This window comes from Curtobacterium sp. MCJR17_043, from assembly GCF_003224315.2.
Lineage (GTDB): Bacteria > Actinomycetota > Actinomycetes > Actinomycetales > Microbacteriaceae > Curtobacterium.
Window position 1 is genome coordinate 2,414,491 of record NZ_CP126259.1, and the last position, 18,840, is coordinate 2,433,330.

At 71.3% G+C, this 18,840-nt stretch carries 13 protein-coding genes and 10 pseudogenes; 3 read left to right on the forward strand and 20 right to left on the reverse strand.

Annotated elements, in window-relative coordinates; translation table 11 throughout:
* Positions 1-20: 20 nt before the first annotated feature.
* The 5 genes and pseudogenes from frr to DEJ15_RS12450 form a co-directional block, all read right to left on the reverse strand.
* Positions 21-576, reverse strand: a pseudogene (gene frr, locus DEJ15_RS12430) (ribosome recycling factor).
* Positions 577-630: 54 nt separating this feature from the next.
* Positions 631-1,351: pseudogene (gene pyrH, locus DEJ15_RS12435) on the reverse strand (UMP kinase).
* A gap of 106 nt (positions 1,352-1,457) precedes the next feature.
* A complete protein-coding gene (tsf, locus tag DEJ15_RS12440) occupies positions 1,458-2,285 on the reverse strand; it encodes a translation elongation factor Ts (RefSeq protein ID WP_110825189.1) in 828 nt (275 codons plus the stop codon).
* Positions 2,263-3,304: pseudogene (rpsB, locus tag DEJ15_RS12445) on the reverse strand (30S ribosomal protein S2). The gene tsf and the pseudogene rpsB overlap by 23 nt, the downstream one beginning before the upstream one ends.
* 286 nt (positions 3,305-3,590) lie before the next feature.
* A complete protein-coding gene (locus DEJ15_RS12450) occupies positions 3,591-5,033 on the reverse strand; it encodes a sugar porter family MFS transporter (RefSeq protein WP_258365872.1) in 1,443 nt (480 codons plus the stop codon).
* Positions 5,034-5,931: 898 nt separating this feature from the next.
* Here DEJ15_RS12450 and DEJ15_RS18630 point away from each other — a divergent pair.
* A pseudogene (locus DEJ15_RS18630) lies at positions 5,932-6,111 on the forward strand (peptidoglycan DD-metalloendopeptidase family protein); the annotation flags it as partial.
* A gap of 150 nt (positions 6,112-6,261) precedes the next feature.
* On the opposite strand, the pseudogene DEJ15_RS12455 reads toward DEJ15_RS18630, so the two are convergent.
* The 3 pseudogenes from DEJ15_RS12455 to DEJ15_RS18635 form a co-directional block, all read right to left on the reverse strand.
* A pseudogene (locus tag DEJ15_RS12455) lies at positions 6,262-7,233 on the reverse strand (tyrosine recombinase XerC); the annotation flags it as partial.
* Positions 7,234-7,661: 428 nt separating this feature from the next.
* Positions 7,662-8,171 (reverse strand): annotated as a pseudogene (locus DEJ15_RS12460) (DNA-processing protein DprA); the annotation flags it as partial.
* Positions 8,113-8,280: pseudogene (locus tag DEJ15_RS18635) on the reverse strand (DNA-processing protein DprA); the annotation flags it as partial. The pseudogenes DEJ15_RS12460 and DEJ15_RS18635, both read right to left, overlap by 59 nt.
* On the opposite strand from DEJ15_RS18635, the gene DEJ15_RS12465 reads away from it, so the two are divergent.
* Positions 8,212-8,625: a hypothetical protein gene (locus tag DEJ15_RS12465; RefSeq protein WP_284175064.1), complete on the forward strand. Its 414-nt coding sequence runs from the start codon at positions 8,212-8,214 to the stop codon at positions 8,623-8,625. The pseudogene DEJ15_RS18635 and the gene DEJ15_RS12465 overlap by 69 nt on opposite strands.
* A 53-nt stretch (positions 8,626-8,678) precedes the next feature.
* Here the strand turns inward: DEJ15_RS12465 and DEJ15_RS12470 are convergent.
* The 6 genes and pseudogenes from DEJ15_RS12470 to rplS all read right to left on the reverse strand — a co-directional run bounded on the left by DEJ15_RS12470 (position 8,679) and on the right by rplS (position 13,496).
* Positions 8,679-10,205, reverse strand: a pseudogene (locus tag DEJ15_RS12470) (YifB family Mg chelatase-like AAA ATPase).
* The gene (locus DEJ15_RS12475; protein ID WP_110826152.1) at positions 10,202-10,588 is read right to left on the reverse strand and encodes a YraN family protein; all 387 of its coding nucleotides are present in this window, start codon (positions 10,586-10,588) and stop codon (positions 10,202-10,204) included. The pseudogene DEJ15_RS12470 and the gene DEJ15_RS12475 overlap by 4 nt, the downstream one beginning before the upstream one ends.
* Before the next feature lie 187 nt (positions 10,589-10,775).
* Positions 10,776-11,126 (reverse strand): histone-like nucleoid-structuring protein Lsr2, encoded by a 351-nt coding sequence (locus tag DEJ15_RS12480; RefSeq protein ID WP_110826151.1) that lies wholly within the window; start codon positions 11,124-11,126, stop codon positions 10,776-10,778.
* A 79-nt stretch (positions 11,127-11,205) separates the two neighbouring features.
* Positions 11,206-11,529 carry a DUF2469 family protein gene (locus DEJ15_RS12485; RefSeq protein ID WP_110826150.1) on the reverse strand — a complete coding sequence of 108 codons (324 nt, stop codon included), beginning with the start codon at positions 11,527-11,529 and terminating at the stop codon, positions 11,206-11,208.
* A gap of 7 nt (positions 11,530-11,536) precedes the next feature.
* Positions 11,537-12,982, reverse strand: coding sequence for a ribonuclease HII (gene rnhB, locus DEJ15_RS19595; protein ID WP_502866102.1), 1,446 nt, complete (start codon positions 12,980-12,982; stop codon positions 11,537-11,539).
* Between the two features lie 159 nt (positions 12,983-13,141).
* Positions 13,142-13,496, reverse strand: a pseudogene (gene rplS, locus DEJ15_RS12500) (50S ribosomal protein L19).
* A gap of 167 nt (positions 13,497-13,663) precedes the next feature.
* Between rplS and map the strand changes: the two are divergent.
* The gene (gene map / locus DEJ15_RS12505; RefSeq protein WP_110826146.1) at positions 13,664-14,446 is read left to right on the forward strand and encodes a type I methionyl aminopeptidase; all 783 of its coding nucleotides are present in this window, start codon (positions 13,664-13,666) and stop codon (positions 14,444-14,446) included.
* Between the two features lie 84 nt (positions 14,447-14,530).
* On the opposite strand, the gene trmD is transcribed toward map, so the two are convergent.
* The 6 genes and pseudogenes from trmD to DEJ15_RS18640 form a co-directional block, all read right to left on the reverse strand.
* Positions 14,531-15,217, reverse strand: a complete 687-nt coding sequence (gene trmD / locus DEJ15_RS12510) for a tRNA (guanosine(37)-N1)-methyltransferase TrmD (protein WP_110826145.1) — start codon at positions 15,215-15,217, stop codon at positions 14,531-14,533.
* Between the two features lie 2 nt (positions 15,218-15,219).
* Positions 15,220-15,798 carry a ribosome maturation factor RimM gene (gene rimM, locus DEJ15_RS12515; protein ID WP_181419522.1) on the reverse strand — a complete coding sequence of 193 codons (579 nt, stop codon included), beginning with the start codon at positions 15,796-15,798 and terminating at the stop codon, positions 15,220-15,222.
* Between the two features lie 19 nt (positions 15,799-15,817).
* Positions 15,818-16,054, reverse strand: a complete 237-nt coding sequence (locus DEJ15_RS12520) for an RNA-binding protein (RefSeq protein ID WP_110826143.1) — start codon at positions 16,052-16,054, stop codon at positions 15,818-15,820.
* A 3-nt stretch (positions 16,055-16,057) separates the two neighbouring features.
* Positions 16,058-16,468, reverse strand: coding sequence for a 30S ribosomal protein S16 (gene rpsP, locus DEJ15_RS12525; protein ID WP_110826142.1), 411 nt, complete (start codon positions 16,466-16,468; stop codon positions 16,058-16,060).
* Between the two features lie 198 nt (positions 16,469-16,666).
* Positions 16,667-17,677, reverse strand: coding sequence for an FAD-dependent oxidoreductase (locus DEJ15_RS12530; protein WP_349814710.1), 1,011 nt, complete (start codon positions 17,675-17,677; stop codon positions 16,667-16,669).
* A gap of 95 nt (positions 17,678-17,772) precedes the next feature.
* Positions 17,773-18,643, reverse strand: a pseudogene (locus tag DEJ15_RS18640) (oxidoreductase); the annotation flags it as partial.
* Positions 18,644-18,840 lie beyond the last annotated feature (197 nt).

The window sequence follows — 18,840 nt, forward strand, 5'->3', positions numbered from 1 at the left end:
GCCCTGGTCCGGACGGCGCATCAGACCTCGAGGAGTTCGGCTTCCTTCTTCTTCAGCGCCTCGTCGATCTGGTCGACGTGCTTCTTCGTCAGCGCGTCGAGCTCCTTGTCGCTGCGGGCGATGTCGTCGTCGGACACCTCGCCCTTCAGCGCGTCGAGGTCGTCCTTGGCCTTGCGGCGGATGTTGCGGAGGACGACCTTGTGGTCCTCGCCCTTCCCCTTGACGATCTTCACGAACTCCTTGCGGCGCTCGGCCGAGAGCTCGGGGATCGTCACGCGGACGATCTCGCCGTCGTTCGTCGGGCTGGCCCCGAGGTTCGGGAAGGTCGCGATCGCACGCTCGATCTCCTTGAGCGCCGACTTGTCGTACGGCGTCACGATGAGGGTGCGGGCCTCCGGCGTCTGGAGGGGACGCGAGCTGCGCGAGCGGGGTCGGCGAACCGTAGTACTCGACCGGGATCTTCTGGAAGAGCGCGGCGTTGATGCGGCCGGTGCGGACGGTGGCGAAGTCGTCCCTCGCGACGTCGACGGCCTTCGCCATCTTCTCGGTCGCCTCGGTCATGACGTCACTGATCACGGTGGTTCTCCTTCGGTACGGGTCGAGTCTAGTCAGTCGGCGGTCGGGACCCGGTCAGTTGCTGACGACGGTCCCGATGCGCTCGCCCTGGATCGCGGCGCGGACGTTGCCCTCGCCCTCCATGCCGAACACGTGCATCGGCATGCCGTTGTCCATGCAGAGCGAGAACGCGGTGGCGTCGACGACCTTGAGCCCCTTGAGGAGTGCGTCCTGGTAGGTGACGTGGTGCAGCTTCTCGGCGGTCGGGTCCTTCTTCGGGTCGGCGGAGTACACGCCGTCGACGCCGTTCTTGGCGACGAGCACCTCGTCCGCACCGATCTCGAGCGCACGCTGCGCGGCGACGGTGTCGGTCGAGAAGTAGGGCAGGCCGGCGCCCGCACCGAAGATGACGACGCGGCCCTTCTCGAGGTGCCGCTCGGCGCGACGCGGGATGTACTGCTCGGCGACCTGGGTCATGCTGATCGCCGACTGCACACGGGTGGCGGCGCCGGCCTGCTCGAGGAAGTCCTGGAGGGCGAGGGCGTTCATGACGGTACCGAGCATGCCCATGTAGTCCGCGCGGCCCCGGTCCATGCCGCGCTGCGACAGCTCGGCACCGCGGAAGAAGTTCCCCCCCACCGACGACCACGGCCACCTCGACCTCGCGAGCGGCGTTCGCGATCTCCTTCGCGATGGAGCTGATGACGTCGGGGTTCACGCCCAGGGAACCGGCGCCGAACGCCTCTCCCGAGAGCTTCAGCAGGACCCGTCGGCGTCCGGTCTTCTCGTCGGTCATGTGTCAAGCACCCTTCGTCGTGGTCTCGTGGAAATGTACTCGGTGCGCCGGGGCGCACGACAACGGGGCCAGGAACCGGTTGGTTCCTGGCCCCGTCATGGGTTCGTTACGCGCCGACCTTGACGCGGGCGAAGCCCTGGATCGTGATGCCGGCGTTCTCGGCGGCCTTCGCGACGGAGATCTTGTTGTCCTTCGCGTAGTCCTGGTCGAGGAGCGAGATGCCCTTGATGAAGGCGTTGACGCGACCCTCGACGATCTTCGGGAGGGCGGCCTCGGGCTTGCCCTCCTCGCGCGTGATCGCCTCGACGGTGGCGCGCTCCTTCTCGATCGCGTCGGCCGGGACCTCGTCGCGCGTGAGGTACGACGGGTTCGCGAACGCGACGTGCTGCGCGATGGAACGGGCCTCGGCGGCGTTGTCACCCTCGTAGGCGACGACGACGGCGATCTGCGGCGGCAGGTCCTGGCTCGTCTTGTGCAGGTAGATCTCGAAGGCCGAGCCCTCGACACGGCGGACCGTGCGGACCTCGAGCTTCTCGCCGAGCGCCGCTGCGCTCTCGTTGACGACCTCGAGGACGGTCTTGCCGTCGAGCGGGGCCGCGTTCGCCGAGGCGACGTCGGTGGCACCGGCAGCGGCGACCGCACCGAGCACCTTGTCGGCGAGGGTCGTGAACTTCTCGTTCTTCGCGACGAAGTCGGTCTCGCTGGCGAGCTCGACGACGGTGGCGGCACCGTTGTCGGCCGATGCGACGACGACGCCTTCCGAGGTCGCACGGTCGTCGCGCTTGGCGACGGCCTTCGCGCCCTTGATGCGGAGCAGTTCGACGGCCTTGTCGTAGTCGCCGTCAGCCTCGACGAGGGCGTTCTTGGCGTCCATCATGCCGGCGCCGAGGTCCTCGCGGAGCTTCTTCACGTCAGCAGCGGTGAAGTTTGCCATTGCCTGGAGTCCTTTCTGGACTGTGCGTGTGTGGAGAGTGGGGAGCGGAGCAGGGGCGCCGGACCGGTGACGGTCCGGCGCCCCGGGTGCTCACTCGGCGGGGGGTGGTCTCCGCAGCGGCGGCGGCCTCGGCCGTCGGCTCGGCGTTCTTGTCGGCGTCGGCGATCGGCTCGCCGATCTCCTTCGCGGCGACCTGAGCGTCAGCGTCGTTCTCGGCGACGGTCGCACCCTCGGGGGGCGGCGTCGGCGGCCGGCGTCGCGCTGTCGCCACCGAGGAGCTCCTGCTCCCACTCGGCGAGCGGCTCGGCGGCCGCGTCGTCGTCGCCACCGTTGTGGCGGGTCTTCAGACCCTCGGCCGCGGCGTCGGCGACGATGCGGGTGAGGAGGCCGACGGAGCGGATCGCGTCGTCGTTGCCCGGGATCGGGTAGGTGATCTCGTCCGGGTCGCAGTTGGTGTCGAGGATGCCGATGATCGGGATCCCGAGCTTCTGCGCCTCGTCGACGGCGAGGTGCTCCTTCTTGGTGTCGACGATCCAGAGCGCGCTCGGGGTCCGCGTGAGGTTGCGGATACCACCGAGGGTCTTGTGGAGCTTGTCCAGCTCGCGCTTCTTGATGAGGAGCTCCTTCTTGGTGAAGCCCTTCGTCGTGTCGTCGAAGTCGATCTCCTCGAGCTCCTTCATGCGCGCGAGGCGCTTGGAGACCGTCTGGAAGTTCGTGAGCAGACCGCCGAGCCAACGCTGGTTGACGTACGGCTGGCCGACGCGGGTCGCCTGCTCGGCGATGGAGCCCTGCGCCTGCTTCTTGGTGCCCACGAAGAGGATCGTGCCACCGTGCGCGACCGTCTCCTTGACGAAGTCGTACGCACGGTCGATGAAGGCCAGCGACTGCTGCAGGTCGATGATGTGGATGCCCGAGCGCTCGGCGAGGATGAAGCGCTTCACCTTCGGGTTCCACCGACGGGTCTGGTGTCCGAAGTGGACGCCGCTGTCGAGCAGCTGGCGGATGGTGACGACGGCCATGCCGTCCCTCCTTGTTCTCGGCGCACGGGACGGAGCCCGTGCACACGGTTGCGGTTGTGTCGGTCACGACCGGTGGTCGTGGCCCCTGGCGCCCAGCCCCGTGACCGCCCGCTCGTGAGAGCGGGACCGATGGCCGCGGGACGTGCCGGAGGCCGGCACTGGTGGACACGCGAAGTCAGCGCGACCAGCGCGCTGCTGGATAGATGCTAACAGAGGAAGGAGGCCCGGATCACGCGACCCGGCAGGGTCACGCGATCCGGGCCTCCCGGCTGGGTGGGCGGCAGCGTCAGGCCTTGGCGCTGACCGTGTCGCCCTCGGCCGAGATGCCCATCTCCTCGAGGGAGCGGCCCTTGGTCTCGGGGATCTTCGCGATGACGAAGAACAGCGACAGCAGCGCGAAGAGCGCGTAGATGCCGTAGGTGACCGTCAGGTTGAAGCCGGACAGCACCGGGAACGAGATCGTGACGATGAAGTTCGCGATCCAGTTCGCCGCCGAGCCGATGCCGAGCGCGGTGGCGCGGATGCGGTTCGGGAACATCTCGCCGAGCAGCACCCACATGAGCGGGCCCCAGGTCGCACCGAAGGAGACGACGAACAGGTTGGCGAAGACGAGGGCGATGACGCCCCAGGCGCCGGGCAGCGAGGGCTCGCCGTCGACGATGCGGGCCTGCGAGAACGCGATGGCGACCATCGTCAGCGAGACGAACATGCCCGCGGAACCGGCGACGAGCAGCGGCTTCCGGCCGACCTTGTCGACGAGGAAGATCGCGATGAACGTGACCAGGACGTTCACGACCGAAGTGATGGTCGAGATGAGGAACGAGTCGCTCTCCTTGAAGCCGACGGCCTGCCACAGCGTCGTCGAGTAGTAGAAGATCACGTTGATGCCGACGAACTGCTGCAGGACGGCGAGGATGATGCCGACCCAGACGATGGGCTGCAGGCCGAAGCGGTTGCCGCGGATCGAGCCCTTCTTCTCGTTCGCTTCCTTCTGGATGCCGTCCTGGATCTCCTCCAGGCTCGTGTTCACGGTGTCACGGGGCACGATCTTGCCCATGACCTCACGCGCGTCGTCCTCGCGGCCCTTGGTGAGCAGGTACCGGGGCGACTCCGGCAGCGTGATCGCGAGGATGCCGTAGACGATCGACGGGACGACACCGACCAGGAACATCCAGCGCCAAGCCGGCAGGCCGAAGACGTCCGCCGACGCGCTGCCCGCCGTGACCGCGAAGAACTGGTCCGAGAGCAGGGCGGCGAAGATGCCGAGCGTGATCGCGAGCTGCTGGAAGGACGCGAGGCGCCCACGGATCGCCTTCGGGGAGACCTCGGAGATGTAGGCGGGTGCGATGACCGATGCGGTGCCGATGCCGAGTCCGCCGACGAGGCGCCAGATGACGAAGTCCCACGTGGCGAAGGCGAACCCCGACCCGATCGAGGACACGAAGAACAGCACCGCGGCCCAGAACATGATCCGGGTACGACCGAACCGGTCCGCCAAGCGTCCCGCGAAGTACGCGCCGAACGCACACCCGATGAGGGCGGAGGCGACCGCGAACCCGCTGGCGCCGTCGGAGAGGTCGAACTCCCCCTTGATCGCGTCGACCGCCCCGTTGATGACGGACGAGTCGAAGCCGAAGAGGAAGCCACCGACCGCCGCCGCGACGGCGAACAGCGTGACCTTCCCCTTGAACGCACGGTCCTCGCCGTGCTCGGTGGTCCTGGTCGACACGATGCTCCTGGGTTCCCGCCGCCGTGCCGGGTGGTGCACGGTGCCCCGGCGGTCGGCTGGATCGCCGTCCGAGCGGCGTTGCGGTGTCCGGAGCGGCCCCGACAGTACCCCTTCGCGGGTTGTTGAGCACATCGGGCGCCGTGCGGCGGCCGCTCCTCCACTGGCCGGGAGGCCCGGGGCTCCGTCCACAGGAGGGCTCCGGTCCGCCTCGGGGCCGGGTCGGGACGGCGAGCCTGGGTGGCATGACGAGCGCGACGAGGAGCGGACGGGGAAGCGTGGTGCCGGGCGTGGCGGGGCGGCGTGCCGAGCGGGGGGCCGGCACCGGGTCGGTGGCGGGGTCCGTGGCGGGGTGCGTGGCGGTGTCCGTGGCGGGCTGAGTGGCGGGCTGGGTGGCCACGGGTCCCGGCGTCCGCGGCGACTGCGACCGCGATGAGGACTCGGAGGGCGCTGCCGGGCGTCCTGCGGGTGGGGCTGGCTGCATCGGTGGCCGTGGCCGTGGTCGGCCTGGTCGGACCGGTGGGTCGGGTCGGTGTGGCCGACCTCGCCGCCCCGGGTCGTGCCGCCGGGATGGTCGACCGGCCCGGGGAGCGGGGGTGGGCGGCGGCATTCCACGGCGTCGGCGCGGGCGGCCAGATCGGCGCGGGTGGCTCGGGTGGCGCGGTCGGCGCGGTCGGCGCGGTCGGCGCGGTCGGCCAGGACGGCCAGATGAGCCGGACCGGCCTCGTCGAGCCAGCACCTGCCTCCGCCCCGTCCGGCGCGGCCCGGTCCACGGTGGGACGGCCCCGGTGGTCCTGGCCGACGGCACGTCACGTCGTCCAGCGGCCGTGGGAACCCCCCGGCGACCGAGTACGGGCCCGGGCACCGTGGTCTGGACGTCGCCGCGGACCCTGGCACCACCGTGACGGCCCCCGACGCGGGGACCGTCACGTTCGCCGGCCCGGTCGGAGGTCGACCGGTCGTGACCATCGACCACGGAGACGGGCTCGTGAGCACCCTCGACCCCGTGCGACCGGTCGTCCGGAAGGGCGACCGTGTCGACCGTGGGGCGCCGGTCGGGGTCGTCGCGTCCGGGCACTGCCCTGCCGTGACGCCGTGCCTGCACCTCGGCGCTCGGGACGACGGCAGCTACGTCGATCCGCTCCCGTTGCTGCCGGCACCGGCCTGGCCGGTCCTGCTGCCGGAGAACGCGCTGGCCGCCGGCGTCGGAGCGGGCACCGGTCAGGCGCGGGGGGTGCGCCGTCCGGTACACCTCGCGCAACCGAGCGGACGAGACGTGCGTGTAGATCTGCGTGGTGCCGAGGCTGGCGTGCCCGAGCATCTCCTGCACGGCACGGAGGTCCGCTCCCCCCATCCAACAGGTGCGTCGCCGCCGTGTGCCGGAAGGTGTGCGGGCCGCTCGGCCCGTCCCCCCGGTAGCGCTTCGAGCAGTCTCGCCACGATGCGGTAGGCGCTCCTGGTGCCGAGTCGCGCTCCGCGGTCGCCGAGGAACAGGGCGGTGCCCGCCGCGGACGTCCGAGCGGGCGGTGCGCCGGTCGACGGAGTACCGGCGGCGGCGAGCGCCGGTCGGCCGCGCTCGAGCCAGTCCTCGAGGGCGTCCCGTGCCGGCACCCCGAACGGCACGACGCGTTCCTTCCCGCCCTTGCCGAGCACCCGGACCGTCAGGCGCTCCCGGTCGAGGTCCGTCAGGTCCAGTCCGACGAGTTCGCTCACCCGGATGCCGGCGGCGTAGAGCAGCTCGACCACGGCGAGGTCGCGCAGGGCGGCGGGGTCGTCACCGACCGCGCGGGCGCTCAATCCGTCGAGCATCTCCCGCACCTGGTCCTGTGCGACCACGCGCGGCAGGTGCGCGGCACCCTTCGGCGCGCGGAGCCGCACGCCGGGGTCGACCGGCAGCACGCCGGACTCGCTCGCCCACCGGGTGAAGGCGCGCACCGACGCGCTCCGACGGGCGATCGTCGAGCGGGCGAGACCGCGCTCGTTCGCCGTCCACAACCAGTCGCGCAGGAGCTCGAGCGTGATGCCGTCGGTCCGGTCGATCCCCCCGCCCGGACGCGAACGCCGTGAGGTCGTCGAGGTCCGCGCGGTACGCCCGCACGGTCTGCTCACTGAGGCCGCGCCCGTGTCGGCCGTGCTCCAGGAACGCCGACACGGCCCGGTCGAGCCGGTCACTCCCGCGGTGGTGTCCCTCGTCGTCGTGCACCTCGTCAGGGTACGGCCGGCATCGAGCACGCTCCCGTCACCCCGCCGGGTGCGCGGCCCGTCCCCCCACCCGAGACTGCGGAGGACGACGGCGGTCCCGGTCCCGCTCCGGACGTCGCGCTGGTCGTCCTCCCGCTCCGCCGCCGGCTCCCCCCCGTCGTCTGGTGTCACGCGGCCGTCCACCCGCCAGGCCCCCCGCGTCACCAGCCCTTGCAGCTCGGCGAGCGCGAGAGCGTCGGTCGCGTCCGCCGGTGACAGCCCGGACCGGACGGCGACCTCGTCGAGCGGGATCGGTCTCCGGCGGCTCAGGGCATCGACGGCACGGAGCACCTCGGGATCGACGCGCGCGGCGGCGATCGGCACCGCAGGGTCCGTCGTCGGGTCCCCGGACCGGGTGCGGAGGGCCGCGTCGACGGGATCCGCCGGGTGCACGACGATCTCGGCACGGCGATCGGCGATCAGCCGGTGGCAGCCGGCCGACGCCGAGGACGAGTACGGCCCCGGCACGGCGAAGACCGGTCGCCCGAGTTGCCCGGCATGGTGGGCCGTGTTGAGTGCGCCCGACCGCGCACCCGCCTCCACGATGACCGACACCGACCCCAGGGCAGCGATGAGCCGGTTGCGGGCGAGGAACCGCCACCGAGACGGTCTGGTGCCGGGCGGGCACTCCGCGAGCAGGGCTCCGTGGTCGGCGACGCTCCGGAGCATGGTGCTGTTCCCCGCCGGGTAGAGCTGGTCGACACCGCCGGCGAGCACCGCGACCGTGGGTGTACCTGCTGCGAGGGCCACCCGGTGCGCGACCGCGTCGATGCCGTACGCGCCCCCCGGAGACGACGAGGCACCCGGCGTCCGCCGCGGCCGAGGTGATCTCCGCCGCGGCCTCCGCTCCGAGGACCGTGTTCGCCCGGGCCCCCACGACCGAGATGCCCGGGAGGTCACCGACCGGACGCGTTCCTCGACGCCACAGCACGAGGGGAGCATGGACACCGAGGTCGTCGATCCCGGCCGGCCAGTCCTCGTCACCCGGGACGAGGAGCGTGCACCCCACGGCGGAGGCTGCTCCCAGGACGGCGTCGACGTCGAGGCGGAGCAGCCGTGGGCGCCACCGTTCGAGTGCCGGCACGAGCGGGTCCGAGGCCGCCCGGGCGAGCTCGTCGCGCACGTCGTCCTCCGCCGAGTCGCGTCCGGTGTCGACGAGCATCTCCCCGAGTGCCACCGGCCCGTCGTCGAGCGCCTGCAGGACGGCACGGATCGAGCGGCCCGCGCCCAGCCGTCCCACCAGCTCGCCGGCCGTGCCGTCCCCCGGCTCGACGACCGTCGACCAGGCGACCCGGGCGAGGAGTTCGTCGGTGCCCAGCTCGCCGGGTCGTACGACGGCGGCACGGAGTCGTGACAGCGCGGCGGCACGGTCGACGCTCCTGCGCCGGGCAGTCCTGCCCCCGGTGCTCACAGCGCCGTCCGCAGCGCGAGCGCGCGCTCGACGTGTCGTCGGTCGGGTCGGTCGTCGCCGTCGAGGTCCGCGATCGTCCACGCCAGTCGCATCACCCGGTCCCATCCGCGCATCGTCAGGGTGCCGAGGTCGAGTGCTCGGTCGAGGACGTCGGAGGCACCCGGTGCGGCGCGGCCGTCACCGCGCAGCCACGTGCCGGTGACGTCGGCGTTCGTGGTCCATCCGGTCCCCCGGAGCCGAGTCCGCATGCGCTCCCGGGCATCGCCGATCACCCGCCTCGCCGCATCGGTGGTCGGGGCCGTCCCGTCACTCGCGCGGAGCGTCCCGGTCGTCACCCTGGCGACCGCGACCCGGATGTCGATGCGGTCGAGCAGCGGCCCGGACAGGCGACCGAGGTACCGCCGGACCGCGCTCGGCGGACACGTGCAGGCCGGGCCACCGACACCCCCGGCGTTCCCGCATGGACAGGGGTTGGCGGCGAGCACGAGCTGACACCGGGCGGGGAACTCGGCTGATCCGCCGGCGCGGTGCACCGTGATGCACCCTGCTTCGAGGGGTTGCCGGAGCGCGTCCAGGACCGCTCGGGGGGAACTCGGTCGCTTCGTCGAGGAACAGCACACCGCCTGTCGCCCGTGACACCGCTCCCGGCCGGAGCTGCCCCGTCCCGCCGCCGATCAGGGCGGCCGCCGACGCCGAGTGGTGCGGCGCTTCCCACGGCGGTCGCCGTGTCCAGGAGCGCACGCCGTGCCCTGCGACCGACCGGACCGCGGCGACCTCGAGTGCCGCGTCGCCATCGAGGTCCGGCAGCAGCGCGGGCAGGCGTTCGGCGAGCATGGTCTTGCCCGAACCCGGCGGCCCGAGCAGGAGGACGTGGTGGCCGCCCGCGGCGGCGGTGACGACCGCGCGGACACCGATGGCGTTGCCGACCACGTCGGCGAGCTCGAGCGGCGGTGGTGTGTCGTCGACCGGCACCGGGAGGAGCACCGGGTCGGCGAACCCGGCCGGGAGATCGGCACCGGCGTCGATCGCGGCGGACCGGAGCGAGTCCACCCCGGTGAGCGTCACCCCGGGGACGGCCTGCGCCTCTGCGAGGTTCCCGATCGGCAGGACGACGCGGTCCATCCCGGCCTCGCGGGCCGCCAGCACGACCGGGATGATGCCCAACACGGGGCGGACGCGTCCGTCGAGACCGAGCTCTCCGACGTAGACGGTCCGTCGGTCGGCCCCGGGAGCCGTCCCCGCGGCGGCGAGGACCGCCATCGCGATGGCCAGGTCGAACCCGGAGCCGCGCTTGGGGACGCTGGCCGGGGTGAGGTTGACCGTGATGCGACGTGACGGCAGCGGGCAGTCGGCGACGGTCGCTGCCGAGCGGACGCGTTCCCGGGCTTCCCCGAGCGACGTGTCCGGCAACCCGATGATGCTGAAGGTCGGCAGCTGACTGGTGAGGTGCGCTTCGACCTCGACGAGGGTCCCCCCGCACCCCCCACGAGCGCCACGGCCGACGTCCGTCCGATGTCACTCATCCGATCGCCTCGACGTGCTCGATCGCCACGTGGTCCGCCACGATCGTGACGGCGATGCAGTCGAGCCGGATCGCGCGCGCCGTCTCGTCGCGGTTCGCGTGGAACCAGGCCGGGACGAGTCGACGCATGCGGGCGAGCTTTTGCGGCGTCACGGCTTCGAGCGGATGACCGGCGGCCTGGCCGGTCCGGGTCTTCACCTCGACGAAGACGATGGTCTCGCCGGTCCGCGCGACGATGTCGATCTCGCCGCGTGCGCATCGCCAGTTCCGGTCGATGATCCGGAACCCGTGCCGCTCGAGCCATTCCACGGCGTGGCGTTCTCCGGTCATCCCCGTTGCTCTCCGCGAGTCGGTCGGAACTCGTGGCGCTGCTCGATTCGTCATGGAGTCAGGATGATGAACGCCGCGACCGAATGGAGAAGGCTCGTGGTGTCCTGTGGATGGACGCGCGGAAAGACCGTCCTGTGGAGGAACGGTTGGCCCGATGTCCCGCACAACGACAAAGGCCGGACTATTCCTCACGGAATGTCCGGCCCTTGCTGTGATCGGCGACGGACGCCGATCGGGATGATCAGTGTGCGGCTGCGTACGCTTCCTGCACCTGCGTCGAGATACGACCACGAGAAGAGACCTCGTAGCCGTTCTCCTTCGCCCATTCGCGGATCTTGCCGAGTTCCTCGGAGTTGCCGCGCTTCGGCGCCGACGAGGGCTTGCCCGTCGACCCGGTGCGACGACCGGCGGTCTTGCGCGCTGCTGCGATGTAGTCCGAGATCGCGTCCCGGAACTTGTCGACGTTGTCGTTGGACAGGTCGATCTCGTAGGACGAACCGTCGAACGCGAACTCGACCGTGCGGCCATCGCCAGCGGCGATCGGCGAATCGTCGAGATCGTCGACGAGCTGGACAGTGACCTTCTGCGCCATTTCTCACTCCTTCAGGATCGTGAATACGGTCCAGCGTATCGCAGGAGTTTCCGGAATGACCGAATGCGTCGGCGATCCCCTACTCGTCGAGAGCGAGTTCCTTGGGGAGTTCGAGTTCCCGCGCGGTGAGTTCTTCGACGTTCACGTCCTTGAACGTGAGAACGCGAACGGACTTCACGAATCGGTCGGACCGGTAGACGTCCCAGACCCACACGTCGTTCATCGTCAATTCGAAGTAGAAGTCGTGCTCGGTGTCCCGACGGACCAGCTCGACCTCGTTCGCCAGGTAGAAGCGGCGCTCGGTCTCGACCACGTACCGGAACTGCCCGACGACGTCGCGGTACTCGCGGTACAGGGCAAGTTCGACCTCGCGGTCGTAGTCGTCGAATTCTTCGTCATCCATCGCGCGCTCAGTCTACGGCGACGCGGTCGAGTTCCTCGAACCCGTCGAGCGCGACCGCGGAGGCGGCGTGCAACCAGGTCTTCCGGTGCAGCGCATGCGGCCCGACCGTTCGGATGGCGTCGTAGTGCGCGGTCGAGCCGTACCCCTTGTTGGACGCCCACGCGTAGTGCGGCGCATCGTCGTGCGCAGCGATCATCAGCTCGTCACGAGCGACCTTGGCGACGACGGACGCCGCGGCCACGGAGGCGCAGTCACGGTCCGCCTTCACCCGCACCTGGACGTCGAGTGGCCGGTGCTCGGACGGCAGGGCCCGCGAGAGCCAGTCGAACGACCCGTCGAGCACCACCACCGCTCCCTCGAGCGAGACCCCGTCGTCGACGAGGGTCGTGATCGCCCGCGCCCCGGCCAGCCCCAGTGCGGCGACGATGCCCTGCTCGTCGACGACCTCGGCGGACGCCATCCCGACGGCGGTGCGCGCCCACCGGGTGACCGTCGGCACGAGCTCGGTCCGCCGCGCCTGGGACAGGAGCTTCGAGTCGGCCAGCCCCTGCGGCACGCGACGGACGTCGACCGTCACCGCCGCGACACCGACGCCGACCGGCCCGGCGATGGCACCACGGCCGACCTCGTCGACACCGATCACGGTGACCCGGCCGGCGGCGAAGAGCGACTTCTCCAGCCGCAGGGACGGACGGACCGGGGTCACTCGTCCCGCTCCTCCACGCCGGCGAAGACCTCGGGATGGTCGTCGAGCCAGGTCCACCGGCTCATCGGCCAGGAGATGACGAACGCCCGGCCCGTGACGTCGGAGAGGGGGGACGAACCCCTTCGACGGGGTGTCCCCGTTGTACCGGGAGTCCTTCGAGTCGTTCCGGTTGTCGCCCATCACCCAGATGGTGCCCTTCGGCACGGTGACGGAGAAGTCGGTCGACGAGGCACGGGTGTCGCCGGCCGGGAGCTTGAGGTACGGCTCCGTGATCGGGACCCCGTTGACCGTCATCTGACCGAGGTCGTTGCAGCACGCGACGGTGTCGCCCGGCAGCCCGATGACCCGCTTGATGAGGTGGTCGTCGCTGTCCCCGGTCCCGAGCCCGACCTGCGTGAGCAGCCAGTCGGCCGCTTGACCGACGGGCGACGTCGGGGTCACGTTCGGCAGCTGCTCGCCGTCGAGCCACCCGCCCGGGTCCTTGAAGACGACGACGTCCCCGCGCTTGAGGGCGACGGTGTCCGGCACGAGTTCGTTGACGATCACGCGGTCGTTGATCTGCAGCGTGTTCTGCATCGAGGCAGAGGGGATGTAGAAGGAGCGGATCAGGAAGGTCTTCACCAGGAAGGACACCAGGAGTGCCGCGATGAAGATGATGACGAGGTCCCGCAGGAAGGTCAGCACCCCGTTCCGCGGCTTCCTCGTGTTCCGCGGGCGACGGGCCTCGCCCTCAGTCGTGTCCGTCATTTCCACTCTCGTCGACCTGTTCCCCGGGGGGCCCGGGACGCATGCCCCCCGGAGCGCGAGCGGCTCCGGGAACGGGCGAGCCCCCCCGCCGATGCACAACCGTACATGGACGAGGGGCTCGCAGCGGGCCCGGCGTTCCGGGCGTCGCTGTGAAGGCGATCAGTTGTCGCGCTTCTCCTTGATCTTGCGGCGGGCCGCCTTGCCGCGGAGTTCGCGGAGGTAGTAGAGCTTCGCGCGACGGACGTCACCGCGGGTGACGATCTCGACGTGGTCGATGATCGGGGGAGTGCACCGGGAACATGCGCTCGACGCCGACCTGGAAGCTCACCTTGCGGACCGTGAAGGTCTCGCCGATGCCGTGGCCCTGGCGGCCGATGACGACGCCCTGGAAGACCTGAATACGCGAACGCGTGCCTTCGACGATGTTGACGTGGACCTTGACGGTGTCGCCGGGGCGGAAGTCCGGGTGGTCGGTGCGCAGGGCACCGGCGGTCACGTGGTCGAGCAGCTGCATGATGGTGTCACTTCCTGCGGACGCACACGGGTCGCCGCGGATCGAATTCGGAAAGTACGAGATGCGTGCCCGGTGTCGGCGACTCCCCCCGTGGCAGAGTCCAGCCAGGGCACGATCGATCATCATGCCACAACAACCCCACCGCAGCCAACCGGCAGGATGGTCCCATGATCGAACTCCGCACCCCCGCCGAACTCGACGGACTGCGTGTCGCCGGCCGCTTCGTCGCCGACGTCCTCGACACCCTGCTGGAGACGGTCGACGTCGGGGTGAACCTGCTCGACCTCGACCGCGTGGCCGCGCGGATGATCGCGGACCGTGGCGCCGAGAGCTGCTACGTGGACTACCACCCGTCCTTCGGGAAGTCGCCGTTCGGCAAGAACCTCTGCACGTCGGTGAACGACGCGGCCCTGCACGGGCTGCCGTACGACCGTGTGCTGCAGGACGGCGACCTGGTCAGCCTCGACTTCGCCGCGAGCGTCGGCGGGTGGGTCGCGGACTCCGCCGTCACCGTGCAGGTGGGCACGCCCCGGGACGAGGACCAGCGTCTCATCACCACGGTCGAACGGTGCCTCGCCGCCGGCATCGCGCAGGCGACCCCGGGCAACAAGCTCGGCGACGTCTCCGCCGCGATCGGCTCGGTCGCCAGGGGCGCCGGGTACGACGTGAACCTGCAGTTCGGCGGGCACGGCGTCGGCCGCACCATGCACGGCGACCCGCACGTCCCGAACGACGGCCGCCCGGGACGCGGACTGAAGCTCCGACCGGGCCTCGTCGTCGCGATCGAGCCCTGGCTCATGCAGGGCACGGACGAGCTCGTCCAGGACGAGGACGGCTGGACGCTCCGCAGTGTCGACGGGTCACGGGCCGCGCACGTCGAGCACACGGTCGCCGTCACGGAACAGGGCCCGGAGGTCCTCACCCTCCGGCGCGCGCAGCGCGGCGCCTGAGGCGGCAGCACCGACGAACGGACGGGAGGCCCGACACCAGCTGGTGTCGGGCCTCCCGTCCGTCGAGGGGTCGCGTCGACCCGCTCAGTCCGGCAGCAGGTCCGGACGGACGCGCCGCGTCCGCTCCACCTGCTGCTCGTGGCGCCAGGAGGCGACGCGCGCGTGGTGCCCGCTGAGCAGCACGTCCGGCACGTCGAGGCCGCGCCACGACGCCGGCTTCGTGTAGGAGGGGTACTCGAGCAGGCCGTCCTCGTGGGACTCCTCGACGAGTGACTCGGGGTTGCCGACGACACCCGGGACCAGCCGTCCGACGGCCTCGATCACGGCCATCGCCGCGACCTCGCCGCCGTTCAACACGTAGTCACCGAGGGAGAGCTCGACGACCGTGCTGCGCGCCGCGGCCCATTCGAACACGCGGGCGTCGATCCCCTCGTACCGACCGCAGGCGAACACGAGGTGCTCGTGCTCGGCGAGGGACCGGGCGATGGTCTGCCGGAAGGGCGTCCCCGCGGGCGTCGGCACGACGAGCGTCGACGAGCCGTCAGGGCGGAGCAGGGCGTCGAGGGCCTGGGCCCACGGTTCCGGCTTCATCACCATGCCGGCGCCGCCGCCGTACGGGGTGTCGTCGACCGTGCGGTGCCGGTCGGTCGTCCACGAGCGGAGGTCGTGCACGTGCAGGTCGAGCAGGCCGCCCTGCCGGGCCTTGCCGAGCAGGGAGACGTCGAGCACCCCGAAGAACTCCGGGAAGATCGTGACGATGTCGATCCGCACGGTCAGTCCTCGGTGTCGGCGGCCGGGGACGTCGCCGGTGGGGTCACCGTCTCGGGACGGCTGGTGTCCTCCGGGTCCTCGAACAGACCGGTCGGCGGGGTGACCGTGACGGTGCCGGCGTCGAGGTCGACCGCGGGCACGATCGCCGCGACGAACGGCACGAGGACCTCGCCGCGATCGGGCGTGTCGACCGCGAGCAGGTCCTGTGCCGGCAGGTGGTCGACCCGTGCGACGGTGCCGACCTCGACGCCGTCGCGGAGGACCTTCAGGCCGACCAGCTGGTGGTCGTACCAGGCGTCGTCCTCACCGGTGTCCTCGTCGGTGTCCTGCTCGACCCAGAGGATCGCCCGCGCGAGGGTCTCGGCGGCGCTCCGGTCGGCGACACCCGCGAAGAACGCGACGGGGTGGCCGTTGTACCAGCGGAGTTCGTCGAGCGCGATGGTCTTGCCCGACCACGGGGAGTCGTCGGGGACCTGGAGCGTGAAGACCGCTCCCGGCGTGAACCGACGATCCGGGTCGTCGGTGTAGAGCTCGAGCTTGATGCCGCCCTTGAGCCCGTGCGCCTTCGTGATGCGACCCACCCGGAGCTGGGTCGTCTCCCTAGGAATCGCTGTCCACCACGTCGACCCGCACGCGCTTGCCGTCGGCCAGGGCCGTGACGAGCGTGCGGAGCGCCTTCGCGGTGCGTCCGGCGCGACCGATCACGCGGCCGAGGTCCTCGGGGTGCACACGCACCTCGAGGACCTCGCCCCGCGCGGAGGTGGAGCTGGCGACGCGCACGTCGTCAGGGTGATCGACGATCCCCTTGACGAGGTGCGTCAGCGCGGATTCGAGCAAGGACTACGCCTCGGTCGTCTCGTCGGAGGACTCGTCCGCTGCCGGAGCGGCCGGGGCCGTCTTCTCCGACTTGGGCTTGAGGACGGCCTTCTTCGAGCTGTCGACCGTGAAGGCCGGCTTCGGCTCGCGGACCTTGACCTTGGACTCGGTGTCCTTCTCGCCCTTGAACTTGGCCCAGTCACCGGTCAGCTTGAGGAGCGCGGCGACCTGCTCGGTCGGCTGCGCGCCGACGCCGAGCCAGTACTGCGCACGCTCGGACTGGACCTCGATGAACGAGGGCTCCTCGGTGGGGTGGTACTTGCCGATCTCCTCGATCACACGACCGTCGCGCTTGGTGCGCGAGTCGGCGACGACGATGCGGTAGTACGGCGCTCGGATCTTGCCGAGGCGCTTGAGACGGATCTTGACAGCCACAATGACTCCTGTTGCGTACGTGTTGTGGTTGAACCGGAACCGCGGGCGTGGGGGGCACACACGGTGGAAGCTCTGAGAGACTCGCGATCCGCTGGATAGAGGGTCGAGCGGACACGATTCGACCGTTCATTCTTGCAGATTCCCGAGCGGGAAGCGAGCCACGACGCGCGGCGCGCCCCGGGCACTCGATCCGGGCGGTCACGGCGCCAACGCGCGGACCGCCTCCAGGGCCTCACTCGTGGCGCGCACGGCGTCGACCGCGCGGGCGTCCCGGGCACCGCCCACCACCGCGAACGGCACGTCGGCGGACCGGAGGCCCGCGACCAGGTCGTCCCGCGCCTCCTGGCCGGCACAGAGCACAACGACGTCCGCCGGGACGGCGACCTCCGTGCCGGACCCGTCGCGGATCCAGAGCGCGCCCGGTTCGATGCGGAGGTACTCCTGCACGTCACCGAGCATCCGGACGCCTGCGTCACGGAGCCGACCGAGCGCCACCCACCGCGAGGTGAGGCCCACGCCCTGGCCGAACTTCCCGTTCCGGCGGAGCACCGTGACCAGGTGGCCCGGGCGGACCGTCCGGTGCACGGTCGGCTGGCGCTGTGGCAGGTCACCGACCAGTTCCGTCGAGACCGGAACGTCCCAGCGGGCGGCGAACTCGACGGCGCGGACCGCCTCGTCGGGTGACTCGGTGAGGAAGGCGGCGGTGTCGACGCCGATCCCGCCGCCGCCGATGACCGCGACGCTGCCCTCGGGCACGCCCTCGCGGAGCGCCTGCTCGTAGGTGAGCACGTGCGGCAGGTCGGCGCCGGGCAGGGCAACCTCCCGGGGCACGACACCGGAGGCGAGCACCACCGCGTCGCTGCCCGTCAGGTCGTCGACGGTCGCCGCCCGCCCGAGGTGCACGGTGGCGCCGCGCTCCGCGAGTTCCGCGCGTGCGGCCTGCACCGGACCGGCGTAGTCCTCCTTGCCGGGGATCACCGCGGCGAGTCCGAACTGTCCGCCCAGGACGTCCGACGCCTCCCACAGCCGGACGTCGTGACCACGGCGGGCGGCGTCGACCGCTGCGGCGAGTCCCGCCGGTCCCCCCGCCCACGACGTCCACGCGCTTCGGCTCCGAGCTGGGTCGGAGGGGGGAACTGCAGCTCCCGGGCTGCGCGTGGGTTGACGAGGCACGACACCGGTGCGCCGACCACGGACCGGTCGAGGCACGCCTGGTTGCAGCCGATGCAGGTGTTCACGAGGTCGGGCCGGCCGGCCAGGGACCGTTCCACGAGCTGCGCGTCGGCCAGGAACGGTCGGGCGAGCGCCACCGCGTCGATCCGTCGGTCGGCCAGCACGGCCTCGGCGTCACGGAGGTCCGTCATCCGGTTCGAGGCGATGACCCGGACGTGCGGGTGGTCGGAGGCGCGGACGACGTCGGCGATCCGGGCGGCCTGCTCGATCCACGCGCCGTGCGGCACCGCGGCCTGGATCGTCGGCGTCCGGGACTCGTGCCACCCGATGCCGACCGAGATCGCGTCGAGCCCGAGCGGCAGCAGTTCGAGCACGAGCGCGTCGACGTCGGCATCGGACGACGAGCCGGGCATGAGGTCTGCTCCGGACAGGCGGATCGTGACGGCCAGGTCCGGGACCGCGGTGCGGACCGCACGCACGACCTCCACCGCGAACCGACGGCGCTTCTCGGGGGGTCCCACCCCACTCGTCGTCGCGCAGGTTCGTCAGCGGCGACTGGAACTGGTTGACCAGGTACCCCTCGGACGCCATGATCTCGACGCCGTCGAAGCCGATCGCCGCGGCGGTCCGCGCCGCGGCGGCGAAGTCCTCGACGGTGCGCCGGACCTCGTCCGCGGTCAGCTCCTCGGGCACCACCCCGCGCGCGGCAGCCCAGGGCAGCGCGGACGGAGCGACCGCGCGCTGGGGTCGGCCGTGTCGGTCCTGCAGCCCGCCGACCAGGGCGTACCGACCGGCGTGGAAGAGCTGCGCGAGGACCGTCCCGCCCGCGTCGTGCACCGCGTCGACCGCCGTGCGGAAGCGCTCGTCGGCCCCGCCGACGCCGAAGACCGCGAAGTCCGGACCGCCCCGCGCCTCGTCGCTCACGGCGATCCCGCCGGTGATGATGCAGGCCGCTCCCCCCGGCCGCTCGTTCCCGGTAGAACGCCGCCATCGCGACCCCACCGTCGTCGAGCACCTCGAGCCCGGTGTGCATCGACCCCATCACCACCCGGTTCGGCAGGTGCAGTGGGCCCAGTGTCCAGGGCGAGCCGACCGTGCGGAGGTCGGCGGGCACGGTGGCGGCGGGCACGGTGGTGACGGGCACGGTGGCGGCGGGCGGAACGACAGCGGTCACGCAAGGAAGACTAGGCGACCCGTGC

What these genes read in the sequence shown, in the direction of transcription:
- tsf (WP_110825189.1), bottom strand. Translation starts at nt 2,285, where the DNA reads ATGGCAAACTTCACCGCTGCTGACGTGAAGAAGCTCCGCGAGGACCTC.
- DEJ15_RS12465 (WP_284175064.1), top strand. Translation starts at nt 8,212, where the DNA reads ATGGACACCGAGGTCGTCGATCCCGGCCGGCCAGTCCTCGTCACCCGG.
- DEJ15_RS12475 (WP_110826152.1), bottom strand. Translation starts at nt 10,588, where the DNA reads ATGACGAATCGAGCAGCGCCACGAGTTCCGACCGACTCGCGGAGAGCA.
- DEJ15_RS12480 (WP_110826151.1), bottom strand. Translation starts at nt 11,126, where the DNA reads ATGGCGCAGAAGGTCACTGTCCAGCTCGTCGACGATCTCGACGATTCG.
- DEJ15_RS12485 (WP_110826150.1), bottom strand. Translation starts at nt 11,529, where the DNA reads ATGGATGACGAAGAATTCGACGACTACGACCGCGAGGTCGAACTTGCC.
- rnhB (WP_502866102.1), bottom strand. Translation starts at nt 12,982, where the DNA reads ATGACGGACACGACTGAGGGCGAGGCCCGTCGCCCGCGGAACACGAGG.
- map (WP_110826146.1), top strand. Translation starts at nt 13,664, where the DNA reads ATGATCGAACTCCGCACCCCCGCCGAACTCGACGGACTGCGTGTCGCC.